A 21,781-nucleotide genomic window follows, 5' to 3' on the forward strand; every position below is an offset into this window, starting at 1 on the left:
CCGGCGGGCCAGGCGCCCGGCCGCGCTGCGACATCCTGCCGCGGCGCGGCGCCGGGATGGGCTACAGTCCGCCGGTGCCCCCGCCCGCCGATGAAGCCGGCGCGTTCGCGCCCGTGCTGCTGGTCCTCGCCGCCGCCGTCGCGGCGGCGGTGCTCGCCGGCGTCCGCACGGCAGGCGGGCGCGCGTTCGCCCAGCGCGCCGCCGGCGGGGCGGCGGGGGCGGCGGCCGCGATCGCCCTCGCGCTGGCGGCGCAGGCGCTCGTGCCGCGCACCTCGGGCGAGGCGCTCGTCGGGCTGTACCTGCTGCTCATCGGCCCCGGCTTGTCGGCGCTGGTCGCGGGCGGCGTGCTCGCGGTGGAGGTGCTGGCCCGGCGCGGCGTCTCGGTGTTCGGGCTGGCGCGCACCGCGGCGGCGTCCTCGCTCTCGGCGCTCGCCTGGCTGGTCGGGTTCCCGATGCTGTTCGGGCGGCCGGCGTGGGTGGTGGCGGTCGGCTGGGCGCTCGCCCTGGCGGCGGTGGTGGCGGTCTCCGCGGCCGCGCACGGGCTGGGCAGCCGGCGGCGCGCGGCCGCGCCCCGCGCGCCGGGCTCGCGCGGCTAGCCGATCCCCATCACCCGGTACGCCCAGCGGAACGCCTCGGGCGGCACGATCGTCTGCCAGAACCCGGTCGCCGCGGCGATCGCCCAGAACCCGATCATCACCCCGAGCGTCAGCGCGGGCACGAGCCACGGCGAGAGCGTCCGCGCGCCCTTGCGCGTCACGCCCAGGCAGTCGCGCGTGGTGCACGCCGCGACGCACGACATGCAGCCGGTGCACTCGGTGGAGAGCACGCGGAGCTTGGTGTGGACCTGGATCTCGTTCGGGCAGGCGCGGGTGCAGGCGCGGCAGTCGTTGCAGGCCTCGGGGTCCCGGCGCACCGACACCGGCGAGAACCAGCTCACCACGCCGAGCAGGGCGCCGTACGGGCACAGGTACCGGCACCAGAAGTGCTTCACCACCAGCGACAGGAGCGCGAGGACCCCGACGACGGCGAGGAAGGTCGTCGAGGGGTGGAGGAGCAGCTCCAGCATCTTCGCGTCGGCGACCACGTTGTAGGGCGCCTGCATGAAGCCCTCGATGGCGGCGAGCGGCATCTGGACGAACACCGTCCAGACGAAGAAGCCGAGCAGGAGGTACTTCAGCGACGCGAGCGGAAGGTCCAGCCAGCGGGGTACGCTCGGCCAGCCGCGGCGCCACAGGAGCTTGCGCCCCAGCCACTCGAACGCGCGCGAGATCGTTCCCACCGGGCACACCCACGAGCAGAACGCCTTGCGCGCCACGAACGCCGTCGCGAGCGCCGCGAGCAGGATGGTGAGGCCGGCCGGGTGGATCTCGTCCCAGTAGCGCGTGAGCACGAAGCGCTTCAGCGACACGAGCGCGGCGATGGGCAGGAACGCCTCGACCGACGGTGGGCGCGCCACGTCGATGGGCCCGCCGCCGCGGACCGCGTCGTAGAAGCGCAGGAACTGCCAGCCGACCAGCAGGAGGAACGCGAGGTAGGCGAGCTGCACCGCCCACCGGACCCGGGGGAGGCTGCGCCACGGGTTGGTCCAGCGCTCGCCGCGCTCGGCGGCGGGCGGGGGCGGGGTGGGGAGCGCGGTGGGGAGGACGTCGAGCTTCGGGTTCACGGGGAGCCTTGCGGTGCGGGGGCGGCGCGAACCTACCTCGCGGGCCCCGGCAGCACCATCGGGCGGGGGCTCGGCCGGTGCAACGCCCGGCGCCCCGGCGGGATTCCCGCGCCCGGATCGCGGCCTCAGGCGGCCCGGGCGGCTCCGGAGGCCGCTGCCTCCACCCGCCGGACGCGCGCGAGCGCGTCCCAGGTGTACGCCGCCAGCGAGACCCAGATGCACCCGAAGGCGATCGCGTGCGTGCGCGTGAACGGCTCCCGGAACAGCGCCACGGCCATCAGGAACTGGATCGTCGGCGTGATGTACTGGACCAGCCCCATGGTCGAGAGGCGCAGGCTCCGGACGCCGATCGCGAACCAGACCAGCGGGACGGTGGTGACCGGCCCCGCCGCCACCAGGAGCGCGGTGCGCCATGCGCCGTGGCCGAACGCGCCCTCGCCGCCGGTCCCGCGCAGCACCAGGTAGGCGAGCGCCACCGGGGCGAGCAGCGCGGTCTCGGCCAGCAGGCCGCCGATGGGATCGATGCCGGCGCGCTTGCGGAGCAGGCCGTAGAGGCCGAACGAGAGCGCGAGGCTGAGCGGCAGCCAGGGCACGGTCCCGAGCCGCACCACCAGCACCGCCACGCCCGCGCCGGCCAGCGCCACCGCGAGCGCCTGCACGCGCGAGAGGCGCTCGCGCAGGAACGCCATGCCGAGCAGCACGTTGACGAGCGGGTTCACGAAGTACCCGAGGCTCGCCTCCAGCACGCGGCCGGCGTTCACCGCCCAGATGTAGATGAGCCAGTTCGCCGCGATGAGCACCGCCGTCACGGCGAGCACGCCGCGCCGGCCGGGCCGGAGCGCATCGCGGAGCTGGCCGGACCGCCCGCCCAGCAGGACGATCCCGGCGAGCAGGACCACCGACCACAGCACCCGGTGGGCCAGGATCTCGGGGGCCGGGACGCCGTGCAGCGCCTTGAAGTACAGGGGAAAGGCGCCCCACAGCAGGTAGGCGGCGAGCGCGTAGGCGAGGCCTCGGGACCGGGATTCCACGGGGCGGCATCCTAAGGCCCTGCGCGCCGAGGCGCACCCGATTCCCCCCTCCGGCCTGTCCGCAAGGCGGCGCCGAGGTTAGGATCCCCTCCGGACCTCCGGGAAAGAGGGGACGCGATGCCGAACGCCGACTGGAAGCGGATCTGCTGCCCCATCGACTTCTCCGACGCCTCGCGCGCGGCGATGGAGGTCGCCGCCGACCTGGCCCGCCGGAACGCGGGCTCGCTCACGCTCCTCCACGCCTACCCGGTGCCCGGCTACACGTTCCCCGACGGCTCGGTGGTGGCCAGCCCGAAGATGATGCAGGACCTGGCGGAGCAGGCGAAGCGGCACCTCGACGAGTGGCGCCGGGAGGCCGAGGCGCTGGGCGCGCCGGCGGTGGACACCGCCACCGCGGTGGGCGAGCCGGCCGCCGAGATCGTGGCCTGGGCGGCGGACCAGCGCGCCGACGTGCTGGTGCTCGGGACGCACGGGCGCACCGGCCTGGAGCACGCGCTGATGGGCTCGGTCGCGGAGCGCGTGGTGCGCCGCGCGCGCTGCCCGGTGGTCACGGTGCACCCGCACGGCCCGGCGAAGTAGGGGAGGGCGGCGGACGGCGCCGCCGGGGGAGACGCATGGCCGACCTCGTCACCGAGTACATGGGGCTCGCCCTGCCGAGCCCGGTCGTGCTCGCCGCGTCCGCCCTGTCGAACCGGCTGGAGAACCTCCAGGCCGCGGAGGCGCACGGCGCGGGCGCGGTGGTGCTCCGCTCGCTGTTCGAGGAGCAGCTCGAGGGGGCCGGCGCGACCATCGCGGCCGCGCTGGACGGCGCCGCCTGGGCGAGCCCCGACGTGCGCGCGCACTTCCCGCCGCAGCGGGTCGGGCCGCACGAGTACCTCTCGCTCGTCGAGCGGGCCAAGCGCGCGCTGGAGATCCCGGTCATCGCCAGCCTGAACGGCTCGGCCGCGGGCGGCTGGACCGAGTTTGCCCGGGACATCGAGCAGGCGGGGGCGGACGCGCTGGAGCTGAACCTGTACGCGGTGGAGGCGGATCCGGCGGTGAGCGCGGCCGAGGTGGAGGCGCGCTACCTCGAGGCGGTCTCGGCGGTGCGCGACGCGGTGACGATCCCGGTGGCGGTGAAGCTCTCGCCCTACTTCACCGCGCTCGCCCACTTCTGCGCGCGGCTCGACGCGCTCGGCGTGAACGGGATCGTCCTGTTCAACCGCTTCCTCCAGCCCGACCTCTCGCTGGAGCGCATGGCCGCGGTGCCCACCATGTCGCTCTCCACGCCGGCCGAGGCGCTGGTCCCGCTGCGCTGGATCGGCATCCTGCACGGCCGCGTCCGCGCGCACCTCGCCGCCACCACCGGCGTGCACGACGGGCTCGGCGCGGTGAAGCAGCTCCTCGCCGGCGCGCAGGTGGTGCAGGTCGCCTCGACGCTGGTGCGGCACGGGATCCCGCAGCTCGGCAAGATCGTGGCGGGCGTCGACGACTGGCTGGACCGCCGCGGCACCGGCACCGTGGACGAGATCCGGGGGCTGCTCTCGCAGCGCGCGGCGCAGGACCCGGGCGCCTACGAGCGCGCCCAGTACGTGCACCTCATCCTCTCCCAGAACATCTAGCCGCGCTCGCGCCCGGCCCCGCGTCCGTGGCACCATGCGCGCGACCATGCGCGCCCGCGAGCCCCACCCCGCGCCCCCGCCGCCCGCCGCGCGCGGCCACCACGGGCTCGCCGCCAGCTTCGGCTTCGCCTGGACCGGCCTCGCCGAGACCGCGCTGCGCGACCGCAACCTCCGCATCCACCTCGCGCTCGGCGTGCTCGCCGCCGCCTTCGCGGCCGCCGCGCCCCTCTCGCCGGCCGAGCGGGCCCTGCTGCTGGTGCTGGTGGCGCTCGTCCCGGCGGCGGAGGCGGCCAACTCGGCGCTGGAGGCGGCGGTGGACCTCGCCTCGCCGGGCCGGAGCGAGGGGGCGCGGATCGCGAAGGACGCCGCCGCCGGCGCGGTGCTGGCGCTCGCGGCGGGGAGCGTGCTCGCGTTCCTCGCCATCCTCCCGCCCGCCTGGCCGGCGCTGTGGGCCCGCGCCGGCGCGCTCGCGCCCGCGGCCGCCGGCGCGCTCGGCACCGCCGCCGCCGCCGGCCTGCTCCCCGGGCCGCTGCCGGGCGGCCGCGGCGTCCGGGCCGCGCTCGCGCTGGGCGGCCTCGCCGGGCTCGTGCCGCTCGCGCGCGCGGCCGAGGCGCAGGCCGGCACGGCGGCCGCCGCGCTGCTCCTCGCGCTCGCCGCCGACGCCGCCCGCCGGCGCGCCGCCCGCTGAGAGCACGTGAACCCATCCCCTCCCGTCGCCGCGGCGGCCGATCCGCGTCGCATCGCTTCGTTGCTCCTCCCTCACATGCCGACGGGCATGCTCGGTCGTCGCGCCTCGCGCTGCTCGCGGCTCGACCGCCTGGCTCGGTCCGGGGATGGATTCACGCGCTCTGAGGCGGCGTTCAGCTCGGGTCCGGCTCCTCGCGATCCGCCTGCGGCGGGTCCGTCCGCGCCGGCAGCCGGCGATCGTCGGGCGCAGGCGGGATCTGCGCCAGCGACCGGGCCTGCGCCTCCGGCTCGTCGTCGCCGTGCACCCGCTCGGCCTCGCGGTCGTCCTGGTCCTGCGTCCACGTGGTGGGCGCGGACGACAGCCCCTCGAGCGGCCGCTCGCCGTGGGTGTTCTCGGTCTCGAGGTCCTTCAGCTCCTGCTCGCGGCGCAGGCGCAGCTCGCGGTCGCGCTGGCGCTCGTCGGGATCCGCCATGGTGCCCTCCGCACCGACGGTGCTCACCGGCGAGCCTCCCCGCAGCGCACGGGCGGGCCGGGGCCCGTGCCCCGCGCGCGGCGACGTTCACGTACCGTGAATGGCGCGACGCGCCGCACGGCCCCCACAGGGTCTATGAATTCGGCGCCGTCGTCGCTACCACTCCCCCACCGCAACGAGCGACGGCCCGAGCGCCGGTGCTCCCGGCGGGCACGACGCGTGCCCGCCGGGGGATCGCGGCTCCGCCCGAGCGCGGATCGATCACCCTCACCCGAAAAAGGAGAAGTGACATGGCCCAGCTGAAGGGAAGCAAGACCGAGCAGAACCTGAAGGACGCGTTCGCGGGTGAGTCGCAGGCCAACCGCCGCTACCTGTACTTCGCGAAGATCGCCGACGTGGAGGGCTACCCCGAGGTCGCCGCCAACTTCCGCGACACCGCCGAGGGCGAGACCGGCCACGCGCACGGCCACATGGACTTCCTGAAGCCGGTCGGCGATCCCGCCACCGGCCTCCCGATCGGCGACAGCGTCGCGAACCTGAAGGCCGCCATCGCCGGCGAGACCCACGAGTACACCGACATGTACCCGGGCATGGCGAAGACGGCGCGCGAGGAGGGCTTCGCGGAGGTCGCCGACTGGTTCGAGACGCTGGCGAAGGCGGAGAAGTCGCACGCCGGCCGCTTCGACAAGATGCTGAAGACGATCGCCTAGGCGGTGCCCGATCCGCCGGCCTCGCCGGCGATCCTGCTGCGACGACCCGATGCGCCCCCATTGGGGAGTGCATCGGGTCGTTTCGTCCCCACCGATCCCGCGGGAGACTCCGCTCCATGAGCACCCCGACGCACGAAAAGACCGTCTCCTTCAAGCCCACCCCGGGCCTCTCCTACGATCCCACCGAGGAGCGCTACTGGGACCGCGCCGCGCTCGACGGCGAGGTGCTGCGGGCGTTCGAGATCTGCAACGGCTGCCGCATGTGCTTCAAGTACTGCGACAGCTTCCCGAAGCTGTTCTCCTTCGTGGACGACCGGCACGACGGCGACGTCACCCGCGTCACCGAGGCCGAGACCCGCGAGGTGATGGACGCGTGCTTCCAGTGCAAGCTGTGCGAGGTGCAGTGCCCGTACACCCCGCGTGACGGGCACGAGTTCCAGCTCGACTTCCCGAAGCTGGTCCACCGCTACCGCGGCGTGAACCGGCGCGGGAAGGCGCCCACCCTGCGCCAGCGCGTGCTGAACGACCCGGACGCCGCCGGCAAGCTGGCGCGCCTGTCGCTCGGCATGGCGAACGTCGCGAACCGCGCCCGGCCGCTCCGCGTGCTGATGGAGAAGGTGGTCGGCGTGCACCGCGACAAGCTCCTGCCGGAGTTCGCCGCCGAGCCGTTCGACGCCTGGGCGGAGAAGCACGGGCACGTCCAGGCCGAGCCGGGCGGCGACGCGGTGCTGTTCCAGACCTGCTTCGTGCAGCACAACGAGCCGGACCTCGGCAAGGACGCGCTCTACGTGCTGAAGCGCAACGGCGTGGACGTGCGGGTCGTGAAGGGGCTGCGGTGCTGCGGCATGCCGGCCTGGGAGACGGGAGACCTCGAGTCGCTCCGCCGCTGGGCGCACCGCGACCTCGAGCTCCTCCTGCCGTACGTCGAGAGGGGCGCGAAGGTGCTGGTGGTGAACCCCACCTGCTCGATGATGATGCGCCGCGAGTGGCCGCACCTGCTCGAGGGCGAGGACCGGGCCCGCGCCGAGAAGCTCGCGCCGGCCGTGATGGACGTGTCGGAGTACCTCTGGTCGATCCGCAACGAGCCGCGCTTCGACGCGACCTTCGCGTCGGTGCCGCCCGGCGGCAAGGTGGCGTACCACGCGCCCTGCCACCTGCGCGCGCAGGGGATCGGCTTCAAGGGGCGCGACCTGCTGCGGAAGATCCCCGGCGTCACGGTGGCGTCCACCGTGATGGAGTGCTGCGGGCACGACGGCACGTTCGCGATGACGGTGGAGGGGTTCGAGCCCTCGCAGCGCGTCGGCAAGAAGGCGTTCGACGGGATGAAGGCCGCCGAGGCCGAGGTGTGGGCCACCGATTGCCCGCTCGCGGCCGTGCAGTTCCAGCAGCACGCGGGCAAGAAGCCCCTGCACCCCATCACCCTGCTGGCGCGGGCGTACCGCGGCGAGGGGTTCGGGCCGAAGCGCGAGGGAGGCGAGCGATGAGCAGCGAGGGAGGCGAGCGATGAGGAAGGTCCGGCGCGACGAGATCCTCGACCCGTCCACCTACGAGCGGTCGCGCGAGGAGGTCCGCGCCGCGGTGCTGCAGGCCAAGGCCCGGCGCCGCGTGCACGTGGGCGGCGTGCTCACGTTCCTGTTCGAGAACACCGCCACCGTCCGCTACCAGATCCAGGAGATGGTGCGCGCCGAGCGGATCACGCGCGACGAGGACGTCCGGCACGAGCTCGACACGTACAACGAGCTGCTGGGCGGCCCGGGCGAGCTGGGCGTGTCGCTGCTCATCGAGATCGCCGAGCCGGAGGAGCGCGACCGGCGGCTGCGCGAGTGGCTGCAGCTCCCGGAGCACCTCTACCTGCTGCTCCCCTCCGGCGAGAAGGTGCGCGCCGCCTACGACCCGCGGCAGGTCGGCACCGACCGGCTCTCCTCCGTCCAGTACCTGAAGTTCGACGTGCGGGGCGAGGCGCCGGTCGCGATCGGGTGCGACCTGCCGGCGTTCACCGTGGAGACCCGCCTCGACGAGGCGCAGCGCGAGGCGCTCGCGGCCGACCTGAAGGCCGGCGGCTAGGCGGGGGTTCACCGGTCGTGCGTGGCCGCGGGCCGCACCCTCGCGGCTGTCCCCCCGTCGTGCGAGTTCCACCTACCCTGTGGGCGACGCACCATGGCTGGGTTCGCGCCGGATCGCCGGCGTAGGGGGCGCGAACGGGGGGAGCCGATGCGCACGCACCATCCGTCGTCGCGGGCATTCCGGCGGGCCGCGCCCGAGGGGCCGCGCTGGCTTCCCGGGAGCGTCCCGGTGCCCCGGCTGCGGCCGGCCCTCGAGGCCGGTCGCGCCCCCACCGCGTTGCCGAGGGGCCAGGGGACCGTTACGAGGATCCGGAGCGGCGCGCTCCGCGTCGCCCGGAGGACTCCGATGCCCCGCGCTCCCCGCATCGCCCGCGCCCAGGCCGTCGCGCTCGCCCGCACCGAGGCGCTCGACCACCGCTGGACCGGGTGGCTCACGGCCGCCGTCGCCGTGGCGCTCCTGGCGGCGGGGCTCCTCGGCCTGTAGCCGCCCCGGGCGTCTCGCCCGGTCAGCGCAGGTCGCGCAGGGTCCGCGCGGCGACCTGGCGCCGGAGCACCAGGAACAGCTCCGCGGTGGCGACCGCGTCGGTCAGCGCGTCGTGCTGGCCGTAGTCGGGCAGCCCGCGCTGCCGCCGCGCCGCGAGCAGGTTCAGGTCCGGCTCCATCGACGGCGCGTCCGGGTTCACGAACCGCTGCCGCTTCGCGGCCTTGATGAGCAGCGCCACCGTGTCCACCACCGGCGGCTCCGGCCAGCGGCGGCCGCACCGGCGGTAGGCGCGCTTCAGGAACGCCACGTCGAGCGACGCCTGGTGCACGAGCAGCGCACCCTCCCGCGCCCGCAGGTCCACGTCCGCCAGCACCGAGTCGAGCGACGGCGCCGTGGCCACGTCGTGCGGGACGAGCTGGTGGGCGAGGATCGAACCCGGGTCGATGGCGGCGGCCGCCGCCTCCGGCCGGATCAGGGTCGAGAACGACTCCCCCAGACGGACGCTGCCCTGGCGCACGGGGACCATGCCCACGGCCAGGATCGCGTCCCGGCGGGGGTCCAGACCGCCGGTTTCCAGGTCGAGGGCCCAGTAGACGACGCTGTCCCACGAAGGGGAGGGCCAGAACACGTGGTCGTTTCCTAGCATGAGGCGCTATCGGGTGGCAGCATGTAGGCGCTTGCACGACGTCACCTACCACACCCTAGCTTCGCACACCTTCCTGGCCGTCCCGGGCCGGGACATCGCGCCGGGGTCCCGCCGATGAGCGCCGTCGCCTGGCAGTACGGTCCCGAGGGCGTCGAGGCAGAGCTCCACGGTCTCGTCCCGCCGGAGGTGGACCCCACCCCCGCCGCGCCCATCCCGTTCGACCTGCACACCGTCGAGACGCGCCCGCGCATGCCGCGGCCGCTCGACCTGGACGAGATCCGCCGCGTGCTCGACGACGGGCGCTTCTGGACCGAGTACCAGGCCATCGTGCACTGCCGCACCGGGCGCACGGTCGCGTTCGAGGCGCTGGCCCGCTTCCGCCACCGCAGCGGCCGGCCCATCCCGCCGGATCGCGTGTTCCCGCTGCTGCGCGACGAGCCGGCGCTCCTGCTCCGCGCCGAGCTGACGCTGAAGCTGCACCAGGTCGAGCACGCGCCCCGGGCGCCAGTGTTCGTGAACCTCGACCCCGACTCGTGGACCCGCGCCGGCGATCGCCACCAGAACCCGTTCCTGGCGCTGTTCGGCTCGGCGCAGAACAAGGTGGTGGTGGAGGTGACCGAGGCGCTGGCCCGCACCGAGGCGCTCGCCGCGCGCGACATGCTCGCGTCGCTCCGCTCGCGGCACGTCACCGTCGCGCTCGACGACGTCGGCGCGGTGGACGGCCTGCTCTCCTTCGAGGCGATGACCGAGGCCGAGGTGCTGAAGTTCGACCGCTCGCTCATCCCGCGCTTCGAGAACCCGCGCTACCGCGCGCTGGTGCAGGCGCTCACGCGGATGGCGCGCGAGGTCGGCGCGCACACCGTGCTCGAGGGCGTCGAGACCACCGCCGAGTTCGTGCTGGCGCGCGACCTCGGCTTCGACCTGGTGCAGGGCTTCCTGTTCAAGGACCGCGCGCGCGTCGCCGGGCGGTAGGAGCGCGTCGGTCCGCGAGCGAAGCGAGCCGCCGGGGCGACCGGCGCGGAAGCGGCGAAGCCGCTCGCGCCGGCGCACGGGACCCGGCGAGCAGGGCGGGGCCCCATGGAGCTCTGCTCCATGGGGCGGGGCGCAGCCCCGTCAGAAAAGGTCGGTCCGGTAGTGGTAGGACGCCCGCTCCTGCCAGACCTCGATGGCGCGGAACGCGTCGCGGAGCCGGCTCCGCTCGATCGAGGACAGGTCGGACATCGAGACCACGTTCGACGGGATCTTCCCGTCCGAGATGGTCCGGAGCTGCTCGCGCAGGCGCAGGCGCAGGATGTAGCGGTACGCCTCGGAGAGCGTGTCGCAGGTGTCCTGCTCGATGAGCCCGGCCTTCACCGCGGCGGCGAGGCGCTCCAGCGTGTTCGAGGAGCGCGCGCCGGCCTCCAGACCGTAGACGCGCGCCAGGAACACGATCGGGCTCACGCCCTTCAGCTTCAGGTCGAACTTGGAGGACTCGCTGCGCAGCCGCAGCATCAGGCCGCCCGGCGCGTGGAAGGTGAGCGCGCTCTTCGCCATCGCGGCGAGGAAGGTGCGGGCGTTCCGCGCCCGGCGCACGATCGCCTCCAGCGGCTCGGGGTCGAGCGAGCCCTGCGCCACCCGGAAGTCGAAGAAGATCGACGCCTCGAGGAGCGCCTGCGGCGTCGGCCGGTCGAGCCAGGCGCGGAAGCGCTCCTCCCACTCGGCCAGCGAGCCCTGCCACCGCGTCGCCATGTAGCCGCCCGGACAGCGCGGGAACCCCGCCGCCACCAGGTCCGCGTTGGCCCGCTCCGCCATGGCCGCGAAGTAGGCCCGCGCCTCCGGCGTGTCGTCGCGCCAGGCGAGCGCGTTGTCCTGGTCGGTGAGGATCATCTGCTCCTTGCGCCCCTCGGAGCCGAACACCAGCCAGCCGTACGGGCACGGCGGCGGACCGAGGTCGTCCTCGGCCCAGCGCAGGATCCGGCCGGCCAGCGTCTCGTTCAGCCGCGCCACGAACCCGCCGATCACGGTCGGCTCGAGCCCGCCCGCGAACAACGCCGAGACCATCTCGCTCACCTTGGTCCCGTAGCCGGGCAGCGCGTCGCGGCCGCCCAGCCGCTCCAGCCGCTTCATCACCGCCACCGGCCCGGACGCGGTGCACTTCAGCAGGTCGGTCGCGGTGAGCACGCCGGCGATCTCGCCGCCGTTCCGGGTGATGGGCAGGTGGTGCACGCCCGAGTCGAGCAGGATGCGCCAGGCCTCGTACACCGGCACGTCGCCGCCCACCGTCCGGAGCGGCGCGGTGTACACGTCGAGGACCGGCGTCTCCGGCCCGCGCCCCTGCGCCAGCACCCGCGCGCGGAAGTCACGGTCGGTCACGATCCCGGGCGGCTCCGAGTCCACGATGAGCGAGCCCACCCCGCGCTCCGCCATCACCCGCGCCGCCTCGCCCACCGTCGCCGCCGGCGCGATCCGGACCGCCGGCCCGCGCAGCAGGGTCGAGACCGGGACGGCCAGGTCGGGCTGGAAGCTCGCCACCTGCGAGCGCTCCAGGCTGTTCCGGAGCCGCTCGGCCAGCCCGGACGCGAAGTGCCCGGCGAACGGCCCGTAGGCGAGGAGCGCCTGGAACTCCTGGCGCGGCAGCCGGTACGCGAGCAGGTCCTCCTCGACGGTCACGTCCAGCGTCGCCTTGCCGGAGATGAGCGAGGTGAACCCGAACACCTCGCCCTCCTCGAGGAGCTGGAGCGTCTGGCCCTCGCGCTCGAGCCGCACCGCGCCCTTGCGGATGACGTACAGGTGCTCGGACGGCGTGCCGCCGCGCTCCAGGACGCGCGTGCCGGTCGGGAAGAACACGATCTCGAGCGCGCGCGCGGCGTCGCGGAACGCGTCCGCCGGCAGCGCGTCGAACGGCGGGGTCCCGCGGACGAACGCGACCGGATCGAGGGCGGCCATCCCGCGAGGATAGCAGAGCGGCGCGCCCGCCCCGCGCGCCCGCCGGCGCTGCAGCTTCCGGGGGACTCACCCGTCCTCGAGCAGCGCCGCCGCGGCGGCGAGCGCCTCCCGGTCCTCCCCGCCGCCCCGCGCCACCACCTCCGGCGCGCGCGGCGGCTCGTAGGGCGCGCCGCCGCCCGGCAGCTCCGGCGCGCCGCCCGCGCGCGCCCGTGCCCAGAGCCCCTTGGGATCCCGGGCCGCGCAGGCCTCCGGCGTCGCGTCGATCCAGACCTCCACGAACCGCGGCGCCCGGACCCGGACGCGGTCGCGGAACACGCGCCGGGCGGCGGTCGCGGCCACCACCACCACCAGCCCCTCGCCCGCGAGCAGCAGCGCCAGGTTGCCCAGCGTCTCGTAGAACGCCGCGCGCGCGGCCGGGTCGTAGCCCGGCGCCGGCGAGAGGGCGGCCCGCACCGCGTCGCCGTCGAGCAGCACCGCCGGCCGATCCGCCGCGCGCACGCGCGCCACCAGCGCCCGGCCGAAGGTGCTCTTGCCGGAGGCGGGGAGCCCGGTCACCCACACCACCGCGCCGCTCATGCGCCCTCCCCGGCGAACAGGGCGTCCGCGTCGCCGGGCTCGAGCCGCCCGGCGTCGAGCGTCCGCTCCGCCAGCCCGAGGAGCCGGTCGCGCGCGGGCGCCGCGAGGTGCGGGTAGAAGCGCGGGCAGGCGAGGACCAGCGCGCGCCACGCCAGGTACGCCGGCGCGGTCTCCAGCACGCCGCGGTCGCCGGTGCCGGCGAGGTAGCGATCCCAGGCGCGCCGCCAGAGGGCGCGCAGCCCGCCCGCCCAGGCGCCGAGGTGGCCCAGCGCGAAGAACGGGTAGTTCACGGTGAGCGCGACCACGTCGTCGGCCGGGTCGCCGGCCCCGCCGCGGGAGGCGTCGAGCAGCGTGAAGCCGGTGCCGTCCTCGCCCGGGCCGGGGGGGCGGAACACCACGTTGAACGGGTGGAAGTCGCCGTGCGTGCGCGCGAGCCGGCCGGCCCGCGCGCGGAGCGCCCAGCGCGCGGCGAGGCACCGCTCCTCGAGCGCCCGGAGCCGCGCCGGCGGGGCGGCCGGCACGTCCGGCGGGTACGCGTCCACCAGGCCGAAGATCCCCTCGCCGTGGCCGAGCAGGTCGCGCACCGCGCGCCGCCACGCGGCCGGGTCGTCGAGGCGCTCCGCGTGCAGGCGCACCAGGTAGTCCACCAGCGCGTCGGCCCGGGCGCGGTCGAGCGGCCCCGCGCCGTGCACGGCCACGCGCCGGAGGTCGTCGGCGTAGAGCGTCCCGTCGGCCCAGTCGGTGGCGAGCCAGAACTCGCCGGCGCCGCCCAGCGACACCAGCCGGCCGTCGCCGGCGATCGCCCCCACGTCGAGCGCGCGCACGTGGCGCGGGAAGCGGTCGAACAGGTCGTACGCGAGCAGCGCGCCCTCGGCGCGGTCGGCGCGCCGGTCGTGGCCGAACTCGTTCGGCGCCTGCGTGCGGAACACGAAGCGCCGCTCGCCGCCACCGGGCAGCCGCACCGTCACGCGCAGCGGCCGGCCGTAGCCGACCGCCTTGTCGCCGCCCGCGTCGGGGCCGAGCGGCTCGATCCGCGAGACCGCGCCGCCCGGGAACAGCGCGGCGGCGAGCGCGCCCAGCGCCTCCGCGCCCGGGATGGTCGGAGCCATGGCCCACCTCCTCCTCCGCGAGGATAGGCCCGCGCGGGCGGGCCGGGGCCGGCGACCTCCGGGTCGCGGCGGGGTGCCGCGGAGGGCTGGCTTTCGCGTGGACCGCCGGCCGTCCGGGAGGTAAAGCTGCGCCGATGCCCCTCGCGATCATCCCCTGGTTCGAGCTCCCCAGCGCCTCGCTCGGCCCGTTCACCCTCCAGTCCTTCGGCGTGCTCTCCGCGCTCGGGATCCTCGCCGCCGTCCAGCTCTCCGCGCGCGGCGCGAAGCAGCTCGGCAAGGACCCGCAGGTCATCCTCGACTTCGCGGTGGTGGGGGTGCTGGCCGGCGTGGTGGTCGGGCACCTCGCGCACCTGTTCTTCTACCACCCGGAGGAGCTGCAGGACCCGCTGCGCATCTTCAAGTTCTGGGAGGGCCTCTCGTCGATGGGCGGCCTCGCCGGCGGCATGATCGCCGCGGCGGTCTACTTCCGGCGCAAGCGCGTGCGCTTCACCGCCTACGCCGACGCGTTCGCGCTGGGCGTGGCGCCGGGCTGGGGGATCGCGCGGGTGGGCTGCTTCACGGTGCACGATCACCCGGGCCGGCTCACCGACTTCTTCCTCGCGGTCCGGTTCCCGGACGGCCCCCGCCACGACCTCGGGCTCTACGAGGCCATCCTGCTGCTGGCGCTCGGGGCGGTGCTGTGGGCGCTGCACCGCCGCGACGTGCTGCGCGGCCGGCTGCTCCCGCTGCTCGCGCTCGTCTACGGGATCGGGCGGTTCCTCCTCGACTTCCTGCGCGCGACCGACGTGTCCTACGCCGACGCGCGCCACCTCGGCCTCACGTTCGCTCAGTACTTCGCGGTGGCGCTCGTCGCGTACGCGGCGTGGGGCTTCACGCGGCGGACGTCCGACGAGGAGCGGGTCCGGGTCTCCACCGGCGTCGGCCGCCGGTGATAGAACCGGGGGCGCATGTCCCCTCGCGAGCGAGCGCTCGGGCTCGCCCGGCTCCCCGCCCCGCCCCCCGGACCGGCCGATGCGGCCGAGGCCCGGCTGCGGGCGCTGCTCGACGACATCGGCGCGCTGGATCGCGAGCTGGAGGCGTGCTCGGCGGAGCTGGCGGCGTTCGCGCACCGCTGGGAGCGCGCGCTGGGCGACGCGTTCGCGGAGCTGGCGGCCGCGGAGCGGCTGGTGCGGACGCTCCAGGCGCTGGAGGACGGGCTCGCCGCGCTCGCCGAGCGGCTCCGCTCGGGCGCGCCGCCGGAGCGGCCGCGGCGCGATCGCCGGCGGGCCGCGCCGCCGCCCCCGGACGGCGACCCGTCGGACGCCGGCGGGCGCGCGCCGGCCGGCGCGGGCGAGGGCGGCGAGCTCGAGCCGCTCGAGGACGAGGCCGCCGCGCTGAAGCGGCTCTACCGGCGGCTGGCGCGGCTCCTCCACCCCGACCTCGCCCGCGACGCCGGCGAGGAGGCGCGGCGCTCCGGGCTCATGGCCCACGTGAACGCGGCCTACGCGCGGGGCGACCTCGCCGGCCTGCAGGTGATCGCGGAGCGGCTCGGCGCCGGCGAGGTGGTGGAGGGGATCGACGAGGCCGAGCGGCTCGCGCGCATCGAGCGGCGCATCGAGACGCTCCGGCGCATCGCCGCGTCCCTCGCGCGCGAGCGCGACCGGCTGCGCGCCAGCGACACCGAGCGGCTCCGCGCCGAGGCGGAGCGCCGGCGCGCCGCGGGCGGCGACCTGGTGGAGGAGACGCGCGCCGAGCTGGCCGCCGACGCGGAGGCGGCGCGGGCCGACGCGCGGGCGCGCCTGTCGCGGGCGGCGGCCGCGGCGGCGGAGCTGTCGCGCGCGAGGAGGAAGGCCATGGACGGCATCGAGCGGCGGGGGCCCACCGGCGCGCGCCGCGCGTTCGACCCGCTGGGCGAGAGCGCGCTGGTGCGCCAGGGCGCGGCGCGGCTGGAGCGGCGGAGCGCGAGCGCGGAGGCGCGCGCGCTGGCGCGGGCGCTCGAGGACGCGGCGCGCGCGGCGCCGTGGGAGGTCGCCCTCACCTGCCTCGCGTTCTTCGCGGAGGAGGGCGGCCGGCGCGTGCCGGAGGCGATGGCCACGGCCGCGGCGCTGGAGGCGCGCTGGGACGCGCTGCGCGCCGGGTGGCCCGGGGCGCCGGACCTGGGGCGGATGCTCGCGCGGCTCCCGAGGCACCTCGTGGTCGGCGCGCGAGAGGGCGGGGGCGAGGTCCACGCCGGCGTGCAGCTCGCCGCGGCCGACCTCGCGGCGGGCGTCCGCATCGCGCTCGACCGGCCGGCGGTGGCGGAGGTGGCGCGGGCGGTGCTCGCCGCGCTCGGGCCGGAGGAGGCCTGCCCGCGCTGCCGGGCGCGCGGGCCGGCGCGCCACCTGTACCGCACCCGCGGTCTCGACGCGCTGCACGGCATCGCCTGCGCCGCGTGCGGGGCGGTGCTGCGCAGCTACTGGCGGTACGGCGAGGTGGACGGGCTCGAGGCGCTCGCCCCGCACGCGCTCCGGCTCGGCCTGGTGGCGGAGGTCACCGCCGCGCTCGCCGGCACCGCCATCGGCTTCCAGCTCCTGCCCGCCGAGGCGGAGGCGCTCACCGCCGAGCGGCTGCGGCGTCGCTTCGCCGAGCTGTACCTGGGGCCGTGCGAGGTGGACCTCGCGCCAGCGGCGGTGCAGGTGCTGGGCGACGGCGGGCCGCTCGGCAAGGGCGCGCGGGTCCGCGGGCGCGGTCCGCTCCGCCTCGCGGTCGCCGCGGGGGCGGGCACCACCGCGGAGGAGCTGCTCGAGCTGCTGCGCTCGCGGATCGAGCGCCGCTTCCGGCGCTGACGGCGGAGGCGCGGCGCGGGCCTGCCGGCGCCGGGCTGCTGCCCCCAACGGACGCAGGGGCGGGTGGGCGGGTGCGGCCGGCAATTGCCCGACGGGGGGGCGGGCGGCCACGGCAGCGGCGGCGGGCATTGCTTACATCGGAGGGAGCGGGTGCGACCGCCCGCCGCGGAGGCTCCGATGAAGACCTGCACCCTGTGCGCCTCGACCCTCGACGTCGGCGCGAGCGCCTGCCCGAACTGCGGGATCGCCGTGCCGCAGGCCCGGCGGCCGTCCCGGCTCGCGCGGACCGCGCGGGCGAGCGTGGTCGCGTTCGCCGGGCTGGCGGTGCTCGGGGCCCTCGCGCTGCCGGTGCTGGGGCGGGTGCGCGGCGGCGACTGCGAGCCGCACAGCTGGGCGGACTGGCACGTCGCCATGGCGCGGGCGTGCCTCACGCCCGACTACGTCTGCGAGAACATGACCTCGGCGAAGATGCTCGAGGACCCGCAGCTCGCGGCCGAGCTGCGCCACGCGCTGCGCGGTGGGCGCGGCGGAGCGATCGCGCACCTCGACGCGCTGGTGGCCCACGTGCGCGAGGCCTACGGCTGCGCCTCGGCCGACTCCTCCCGCCCGGCGCCGGCGCTGGATCCGCCGGACCGGCGCCTCCCGCCGGGCCACCCGCCCGTCCCGGCGACGCCCGCGCCGCCCATCTTCCAGGCGCCCTCGTCGCTCACCATCTAGCCCCCCACCGCCAGGACCTCCGCCCGGGCACAGGCGGGGCGGAGCAGGCCAGGCGACTGCCGCGCCGGCGGCCGGGATGCTAGAACGGCCGGTGTGGGGGATCCCGTGAACGGTCGCAGCATCCTGCTCGTCGAGGACGACGACGCCATCCGCGAGAGCGTGGCCGAGTGCCTCGACGCGGAGGGCTACGCCGTCGCGACGGTGGAGAACGGCGTGGCGGGCCTGGAGTGGCTGCGCCGGTCCGGGCGGCCGGACCTCGTCGTGCTCGACCTCGTCATGCCGGTGATGAACGGCGCCCAGTTCCTGGAGGCCGTCCGCGGCGACCCTTCGCTGCGCGACCTGCCGGTGGTGCTCATGACCGCCGCGCTGCCCTCGGCGCAGCTCCCGGTGCCGGTGGCGGACGGCTACCTCACGAAGCCGTTCGAGCTGGACCAGCTCCTCGAGACGGTGGCCCGGCACGCGCGGCGCCGGTGACCGGGTCCTTGTCGTGGCCGCAGGGCCGGGGTAGACCGGCCCGGTGAACGTCCTCGTGACCGGCGGTACGGGCCTGGTGGGCGGCGCGGTGGCGCGCGCCCTGCTCGCGCGCGGGCACTCGGTGCGGCTGTACGCCCGCGCCTCCAGCGACGCCGCCGCGCTGGAGGCGGCCGGCGCGGAGGTGGCGCGCGGCGAGCTGGACGACCGGCCGGCGCTGCGCGCGGCGCTGGCGGGCCGCGACGCGGTGGTCCACTCGGCGGGCGTGGTGGGCTTCGGGCCGGGGCTGGAGGCGGCGCTCGAGGCGGTCAACGTGCGCGCCGTCGAGGCGGTGCTGGGCGCCGCGCTGGACGCGGGGGTGTCGCGCGCCGTGCTCACCTCGTCCACGGCGGTCATGGGCGGCACCGCCGCGCCGGAGGTGGCCGACGAGGCCAGCGCCGGCAACGCCGAGGCGCTCGGGATGCCCTACTTCGTCTCGAAGCTCCGGGGTGAGCGGGCCGCGCGGGCGCTCGCCGCGCGCGGCCTGGCGCTGGTGGTGGTCCGCCCGGCGTACGTGCTCGGGCCGGGCGACGTCCACGGCTCGTCGGCGTCGATCCTGCTCGCGTTCGCGCAGCGCCGCATCCCCGCGTACGTGGAGGGCGGCGCGTCCTTCTGCGACGTGCGCGACGTGGCGGAGGGGCACGTGGCCGCCCTGGAGCGCGGGCGCCCCGGCGAGGCGTACGTGCTCGCCGGCCACAACCTGGCCATGTCGGAGATGATCCGGCGCGCCTGCGCCATCGCCGGCGTCCCGCCCCCGCCGCGCGTGCCGGTGCCGCTGGCGCTCGGGTTCGCCGCGGTGCAGGAGCTGGCGGCGCGCGCGGCCGGCCGGCGGCCGCGGACGAGCCGCGGCCTGGTCCGCGCCAGCGCGCTGTACACGTTCGCGTCCTCGGCGAAGGCGGAGCGCGAGCTCGGCTACCGCGTCCGACCGTTCGAGGAGATGGTCCGCGACACCTACCGCTGGGCCATCGCCACCGGCCGCCTGCGGCCGGACACGCCCGAGCTGAAGGCGCTGAACGACGGCCCGTGAGCCGCGAACACCTTCGGGTCGCGGGTCACGTCCTCCGCTGCTCCGCTGGCGCGGGTCACGCCTCCGGCCCGGCCGCGCCGTTCTCCTCGCTCGCGCCCGCGCCGGCCTCGCCGGGCGGCGGCGGCACGAGCCGCACCCGCCGCACCACCCGCGGCGTGGCCTCCACCACCTCGGCCTCGGTGCCGTCCGCGAGCCGGAGGCGCGCGCCGCGCTCCGGCATCGCCCCGGCCACCGCGATGACCAGGCCGGCCACCGTGGTGTACCCCTCGCCCTCGGGCAGGTCGATGTGGAGGGCGCGGTTCACCTCGCGGATGGGCGCGTCGCCGCGCACCACCGCGGCGCCGCCGGGCTCGACCTCGAACAGCGGCTGCGGCTCCTCGGCCTCGCCCAGGATGTCGCCGACCAGCTCCTCGACCAGGTCCTCCAGCGTGAGGATCCCGGCCATGCCGCCGTGCTCGTCCACCACCACCGCGATCTGCGAGCGCCGCCGCTGCATGTCGCGGAGCACGTGCACCGCCTTGGCGCCCTCGGGCACGAAGTGCACCGGCCGCACCAGGTCGGCGAGCACGATGAGCTCGCGCTCCCAGGCCATGGCGGCGAGGTCCTTCGCCATCACGTAGCCGATCACGTCGTCGAGCGTGCCGTCGTACACCGGCATGCGCGCGCGGCCCTCCTCGAGCAGCAGCCGCTTCAGCTCCTGCTGGTCCGCGTCGGCGGGCAGCGCCTTCACCCGGCTGCGCGGGACCATCACGTCGCCGGCGGTGAGGTCGCGGAACGCGAGCGCGCGCGAGGCGATCTCCGCGGTGGGCGCATCGAGCGCGCCGGCGCGGCCGGCCTCGTCCACGAGCTGCTCCAGCTCCTCCGCGGACAGCCGCGCCTCGGCGAACGTGGTGCGGTCGCCGAACGGGCGCAGCAGCAGGTTGGACGAGGCCGTCAGCAGCCACACGACCGGGCGGACCAGGTGGGAGAGACCGAGCAGCGGCCGGCCCACCAGGAGCGCGTAGCGCTCGGGGGCGCGGAGCGCGAGCGACTTCGGCACCAGCTCGCCCAGCACCAGCGACAGGAAGGACACGAGCGCGACCACGAGCGCCAGCGAGAGCTGGTGCGCGTACGGCGCGAGCGGCGGGATCCGCTCGAGGACCGGGGCGAGGCGGCCGGCGATCGACGCGCCGCCGAACGCCGCGGCGCTGGCGCCGATGACGGTGATGCCGACCTGGACCGTGGCGAGGAAGCGCTCGGGGGCGTCGCGCAGCCGGAGCACCGCGCCGGCGGCGGCGCGCCCCTGCTCGACCAGCTGGGCGAGCCGCGTCTTGCGCATCGCGATGACCGCGATCTCCGCGCCGGCGAACACGCCGTTCGCGACCACCAGGGCCAGGACGATCAGGAGCTCGACGGCCGTGTCGTACAGGTGGCGCTCCCTCCCCGGATGGCCGCGGCCCCGGGGACGCCGCCGCTCGCGTGCGTGGCCGCGCCTGCGCGCAGCCGCGCACGCGGCAGGGGTCCGCCCGGGCGGGGACTCCCGGCGTGCGAAGGAGAGGTTTACCTGAAACGCTCCCGCAGCGCCGCTGCCCCGTGTGCCCGAGGCTCGGGAGGGACCCATGTTCGTCGATGCGCAGGCGCTCCCCGCGCCGGATCCGCGGGCCTTCCCGTCATGGGGCGGTCCCGCCGAGCGGCTCCGCTTCCTCCTCGCGTACGCCGTGCTCGCGCCGTCGCGCCACAACACGCAGCCGTGGTGGTTCGAGGTGCGCGGCGGCGAGGTCGGCATCCACGCCGACGGCGCGCGCGCGCTGCCGGAGGTGGATCCGGACGGCCGCGAGCTGGTGATGGCCTGCGGCGCGGCGCTCGCGAACCTGCGGCTCGCCGCGGCGCACTTCGGCCACGCCACCTCGGCGGAGATCATCGGCACGCACCGGCGCGACGGGCTGGTGGCCCGCGTGCGCCTGGAGGAGCAGCGGGCGCTGTCGCCGGAGGACGAGGAGCTGTTCCAGGCCATCCCGCGCCGCCGCACCAACCGGCTGCCGCTCGACGGGCGCGAGCCGCCGGAGGGGCTGGTCACGCGGCTGCTGCGCGAGGCGCGCGGGGAGGGGGCCTGGCTGCGGCCGGTGGAGGCGCACCAGCGCCGCGCGGTGGCCGAGCTGGTGGCGGAGGGGGATCGCCGCCAGTGGACCAACCCGCGCTTCCGCGCCGAGCTGGCCGGCTGGATCCACCCGAGCGGCAACGGCCGCCGCGACGGGATGCCGGCGTACGCGGTGGGCATGAGCGACGCCGCCGCCCGCCTGCAGCCGCTGGTGGCCCGGCTCTCCAACCCGGCCCGCGCCGAGGCCGAGCGCGACCGGCGCCGCGCGCTCGCCTCGAAGTCGCTGCTCGTGCTCTCCACCGCGCACGACGGCCTCGCCGAGTGGATGGTCGCCGGGATCGCGCTCCAGCGCATCCTGCTGCGCGCCACCGCGGCGGGCCTCACCGCCGCCTTCTTCAACCAGCCGATCGAGCAGGACGCGCTGCGCGGGCCGCTCCGCGAGGCGGTGGGCGATCCGGGCATGCCGCAGCTCCTGCTGCGGCTCGGCTACGGGCCGGAGGTGCGGCCCACGCCGCGCCGGAGCGTGGACGAGGTGCTGCGGCGCCTCGACGCCGCCGCGCGCCCGGCGCCGCTCGTGCTCCGTCGCGCGCCGCCCATGTCACCGATGGTGGATCCGGCGGCGGCCGCGATCGCTCCGGGGCCTCCGGCGTAGCAGGGCTGGCGGCGGGCGGGCCGCGC

General features: G+C 76.5%; 23 protein-coding genes. 15 read left to right on the forward strand and 8 right to left on the reverse strand.

Going from position 1 to position 21,781, the window contains the following annotated elements:
* Positions 1-74: 74 nt before the first annotated feature.
* Positions 75-596 (forward strand): hypothetical protein, encoded by a 522-nt coding sequence (locus tag A2CP1_RS04020; RefSeq protein ID WP_245529976.1) that lies wholly within the window; start codon positions 75-77, stop codon positions 594-596.
* On the opposite strand, the gene A2CP1_RS04025 is transcribed toward A2CP1_RS04020, so the two are convergent.
* Positions 593-1,663: a 4Fe-4S binding protein gene (locus A2CP1_RS04025; RefSeq protein WP_012632180.1), complete on the reverse strand. Its 1,071-nt coding sequence runs from the start codon at positions 1,661-1,663 to the stop codon at positions 593-595. The genes A2CP1_RS04020 and A2CP1_RS04025 overlap by 4 nt on opposite strands.
* A 125-nt stretch (positions 1,664-1,788) precedes the next feature.
* The gene (gene rarD, locus A2CP1_RS04030; RefSeq protein ID WP_012632181.1) at positions 1,789-2,694 is read right to left on the reverse strand and encodes an EamA family transporter RarD; all 906 of its coding nucleotides are present in this window, start codon (positions 2,692-2,694) and stop codon (positions 1,789-1,791) included.
* A gap of 117 nt (positions 2,695-2,811) precedes the next feature.
* Here rarD and A2CP1_RS04035 point away from each other — a divergent pair, with 117 nt between their 5' ends.
* The 3 genes from A2CP1_RS04035 to A2CP1_RS22745 are packed head-to-tail and all read left to right on the forward strand — an operon-like array spanning position 2,812 to position 4,983.
* On the forward strand, positions 2,812-3,273 hold the full coding sequence (locus tag A2CP1_RS04035; RefSeq protein WP_012632182.1) for a universal stress protein: 462 nt from the start codon (positions 2,812-2,814) through the stop codon (positions 3,271-3,273).
* Positions 3,274-3,308: 35 nt separating this feature from the next.
* Entirely contained in the window at positions 3,309-4,295 is a 987-nt protein-coding gene (locus tag A2CP1_RS04040) for a dihydroorotate dehydrogenase-like protein (protein WP_012632183.1), read from the forward strand.
* Between the two features lie 46 nt (positions 4,296-4,341).
* Positions 4,342-4,983, forward strand: a complete 642-nt coding sequence (locus A2CP1_RS22745) for a diacylglycerol kinase (RefSeq protein ID WP_245529977.1) — start codon at positions 4,342-4,344, stop codon at positions 4,981-4,983.
* 172 nt (positions 4,984-5,155) lie between these two features.
* On the opposite strand, the gene A2CP1_RS04050 is transcribed toward A2CP1_RS22745, so the two are convergent.
* The gene (locus A2CP1_RS04050) at positions 5,156-5,482 is read right to left on the reverse strand and encodes a hypothetical protein (protein ID WP_232288366.1); all 327 of its coding nucleotides are present in this window, start codon (positions 5,480-5,482) and stop codon (positions 5,156-5,158) included.
* Positions 5,483-5,745: 263 nt separating this feature from the next.
* Between A2CP1_RS04050 and A2CP1_RS04055 the strand changes: the two genes are divergently transcribed.
* The 4 genes from A2CP1_RS04055 (at position 5,746) to A2CP1_RS23395 (ending at position 8,712) form a co-directional block, all read left to right on the forward strand.
* The gene (locus A2CP1_RS04055; RefSeq protein ID WP_011419823.1) at positions 5,746-6,165 is read left to right on the forward strand and encodes a rubrerythrin family protein; all 420 of its coding nucleotides are present in this window, start codon (positions 5,746-5,748) and stop codon (positions 6,163-6,165) included.
* 116 nt (positions 6,166-6,281) lie between these two features.
* Complete coding sequence (locus tag A2CP1_RS04060; protein WP_012632185.1) at positions 6,282-7,649, forward strand: heterodisulfide reductase-related iron-sulfur binding cluster; 1,368 nt, start codon at positions 6,282-6,284, stop codon at positions 7,647-7,649.
* A gap of 19 nt (positions 7,650-7,668) precedes the next feature.
* Positions 7,669-8,229: a DUF3501 family protein gene (locus A2CP1_RS04065; protein WP_012632186.1), complete on the forward strand. Its 561-nt coding sequence runs from the start codon at positions 7,669-7,671 to the stop codon at positions 8,227-8,229.
* Between the two features lie 345 nt (positions 8,230-8,574).
* Entirely contained in the window at positions 8,575-8,712 is a 138-nt protein-coding gene (locus A2CP1_RS23395) for a hypothetical protein (protein ID WP_012632187.1), read from the forward strand.
* Positions 8,713-8,734: 22 nt separating this feature from the next.
* On the opposite strand, the gene A2CP1_RS04070 is transcribed toward A2CP1_RS23395, so the two are convergent.
* The gene (locus tag A2CP1_RS04070; RefSeq protein ID WP_012632188.1) at positions 8,735-9,358 is read right to left on the reverse strand and encodes a 3'-5' exonuclease; all 624 of its coding nucleotides are present in this window, start codon (positions 9,356-9,358) and stop codon (positions 8,735-8,737) included.
* Between the two features lie 114 nt (positions 9,359-9,472).
* On the opposite strand from A2CP1_RS04070, the gene A2CP1_RS04075 reads away from it, so the two are divergent.
* Positions 9,473-10,330 carry an EAL domain-containing protein gene (locus tag A2CP1_RS04075; protein WP_012632189.1) on the forward strand — a complete coding sequence of 286 codons (858 nt, stop codon included), beginning with the start codon at positions 9,473-9,475 and terminating at the stop codon, positions 10,328-10,330.
* Positions 10,331-10,471: 141 nt separating this feature from the next.
* On the opposite strand, the gene A2CP1_RS04080 is transcribed toward A2CP1_RS04075, so the two are convergent.
* The 3 genes from A2CP1_RS04080 to A2CP1_RS04090 form a co-directional block, all read right to left on the reverse strand.
* Positions 10,472-12,283, reverse strand: a complete 1,812-nt coding sequence (locus A2CP1_RS04080; protein ID WP_012632190.1) for a DUF294 nucleotidyltransferase-like domain-containing protein — start codon at positions 12,281-12,283, stop codon at positions 10,472-10,474.
* 66 nt (positions 12,284-12,349) lie between these two features.
* The gene (locus tag A2CP1_RS04085) at positions 12,350-12,859 is read right to left on the reverse strand and encodes an adenylyl-sulfate kinase (protein ID WP_012632191.1); all 510 of its coding nucleotides are present in this window, start codon (positions 12,857-12,859) and stop codon (positions 12,350-12,352) included.
* On the reverse strand, positions 12,856-13,968 hold the full coding sequence (locus A2CP1_RS04090) for a phosphotransferase (protein WP_012632192.1): 1,113 nt from the start codon (positions 13,966-13,968) through the stop codon (positions 12,856-12,858). The genes A2CP1_RS04085 and A2CP1_RS04090 overlap by 4 nt, the downstream gene beginning before the upstream one ends.
* Before the next feature lie 134 nt (positions 13,969-14,102).
* Between A2CP1_RS04090 and A2CP1_RS04095 the strand changes: the two genes are divergently transcribed.
* The 5 genes from A2CP1_RS04095 (at position 14,103) to A2CP1_RS04115 (ending at position 19,026) form a co-directional block, all read left to right on the forward strand.
* Positions 14,103-14,900 carry a prolipoprotein diacylglyceryl transferase gene (locus tag A2CP1_RS04095; protein WP_012632193.1) on the forward strand — a complete coding sequence of 266 codons (798 nt, stop codon included), beginning with the start codon at positions 14,103-14,105 and terminating at the stop codon, positions 14,898-14,900.
* Between the two features lie 15 nt (positions 14,901-14,915).
* On the forward strand, positions 14,916-16,772 hold the full coding sequence (locus A2CP1_RS04100; protein WP_012632194.1) for a molecular chaperone DnaJ: 1,857 nt from the start codon (positions 14,916-14,918) through the stop codon (positions 16,770-16,772).
* A 177-nt stretch (positions 16,773-16,949) separates the two neighbouring features.
* Positions 16,950-17,489: a hypothetical protein gene (locus tag A2CP1_RS04105; RefSeq protein ID WP_012632195.1), complete on the forward strand. Its 540-nt coding sequence runs from the start codon at positions 16,950-16,952 to the stop codon at positions 17,487-17,489.
* A 105-nt stretch (positions 17,490-17,594) separates the two neighbouring features.
* Positions 17,595-17,963 carry a response regulator gene (locus A2CP1_RS04110; RefSeq protein WP_012632196.1) on the forward strand — a complete coding sequence of 123 codons (369 nt, stop codon included), beginning with the start codon at positions 17,595-17,597 and terminating at the stop codon, positions 17,961-17,963.
* A gap of 43 nt (positions 17,964-18,006) precedes the next feature.
* The gene (locus A2CP1_RS04115; RefSeq protein ID WP_012632197.1) at positions 18,007-19,026 is read left to right on the forward strand and encodes an NAD-dependent epimerase/dehydratase family protein; all 1,020 of its coding nucleotides are present in this window, start codon (positions 18,007-18,009) and stop codon (positions 19,024-19,026) included.
* 55 nt (positions 19,027-19,081) lie between these two features.
* Here A2CP1_RS04115 and A2CP1_RS04120 read toward each other — a convergent pair whose 3' ends face one another.
* Positions 19,082-20,401, reverse strand: coding sequence for a hemolysin family protein (locus A2CP1_RS04120; RefSeq protein WP_081444571.1), 1,320 nt, complete (start codon positions 20,399-20,401; stop codon positions 19,082-19,084).
* Positions 20,402-20,624: 223 nt separating this feature from the next.
* Between A2CP1_RS04120 and A2CP1_RS04125 the strand changes: the two genes are divergently transcribed.
* On the forward strand, positions 20,625-21,755 hold the full coding sequence (locus tag A2CP1_RS04125) for an Acg family FMN-binding oxidoreductase (RefSeq protein ID WP_012632199.1): 1,131 nt from the start codon (positions 20,625-20,627) through the stop codon (positions 21,753-21,755).
* Positions 21,756-21,781: the final 26 nt, after the last annotated feature.

This window comes from Anaeromyxobacter dehalogenans 2CP-1 (assembly GCF_000022145.1).
Lineage (GTDB): Bacteria > Myxococcota > Myxococcia > Myxococcales > Anaeromyxobacteraceae > Anaeromyxobacter > Anaeromyxobacter dehalogenans.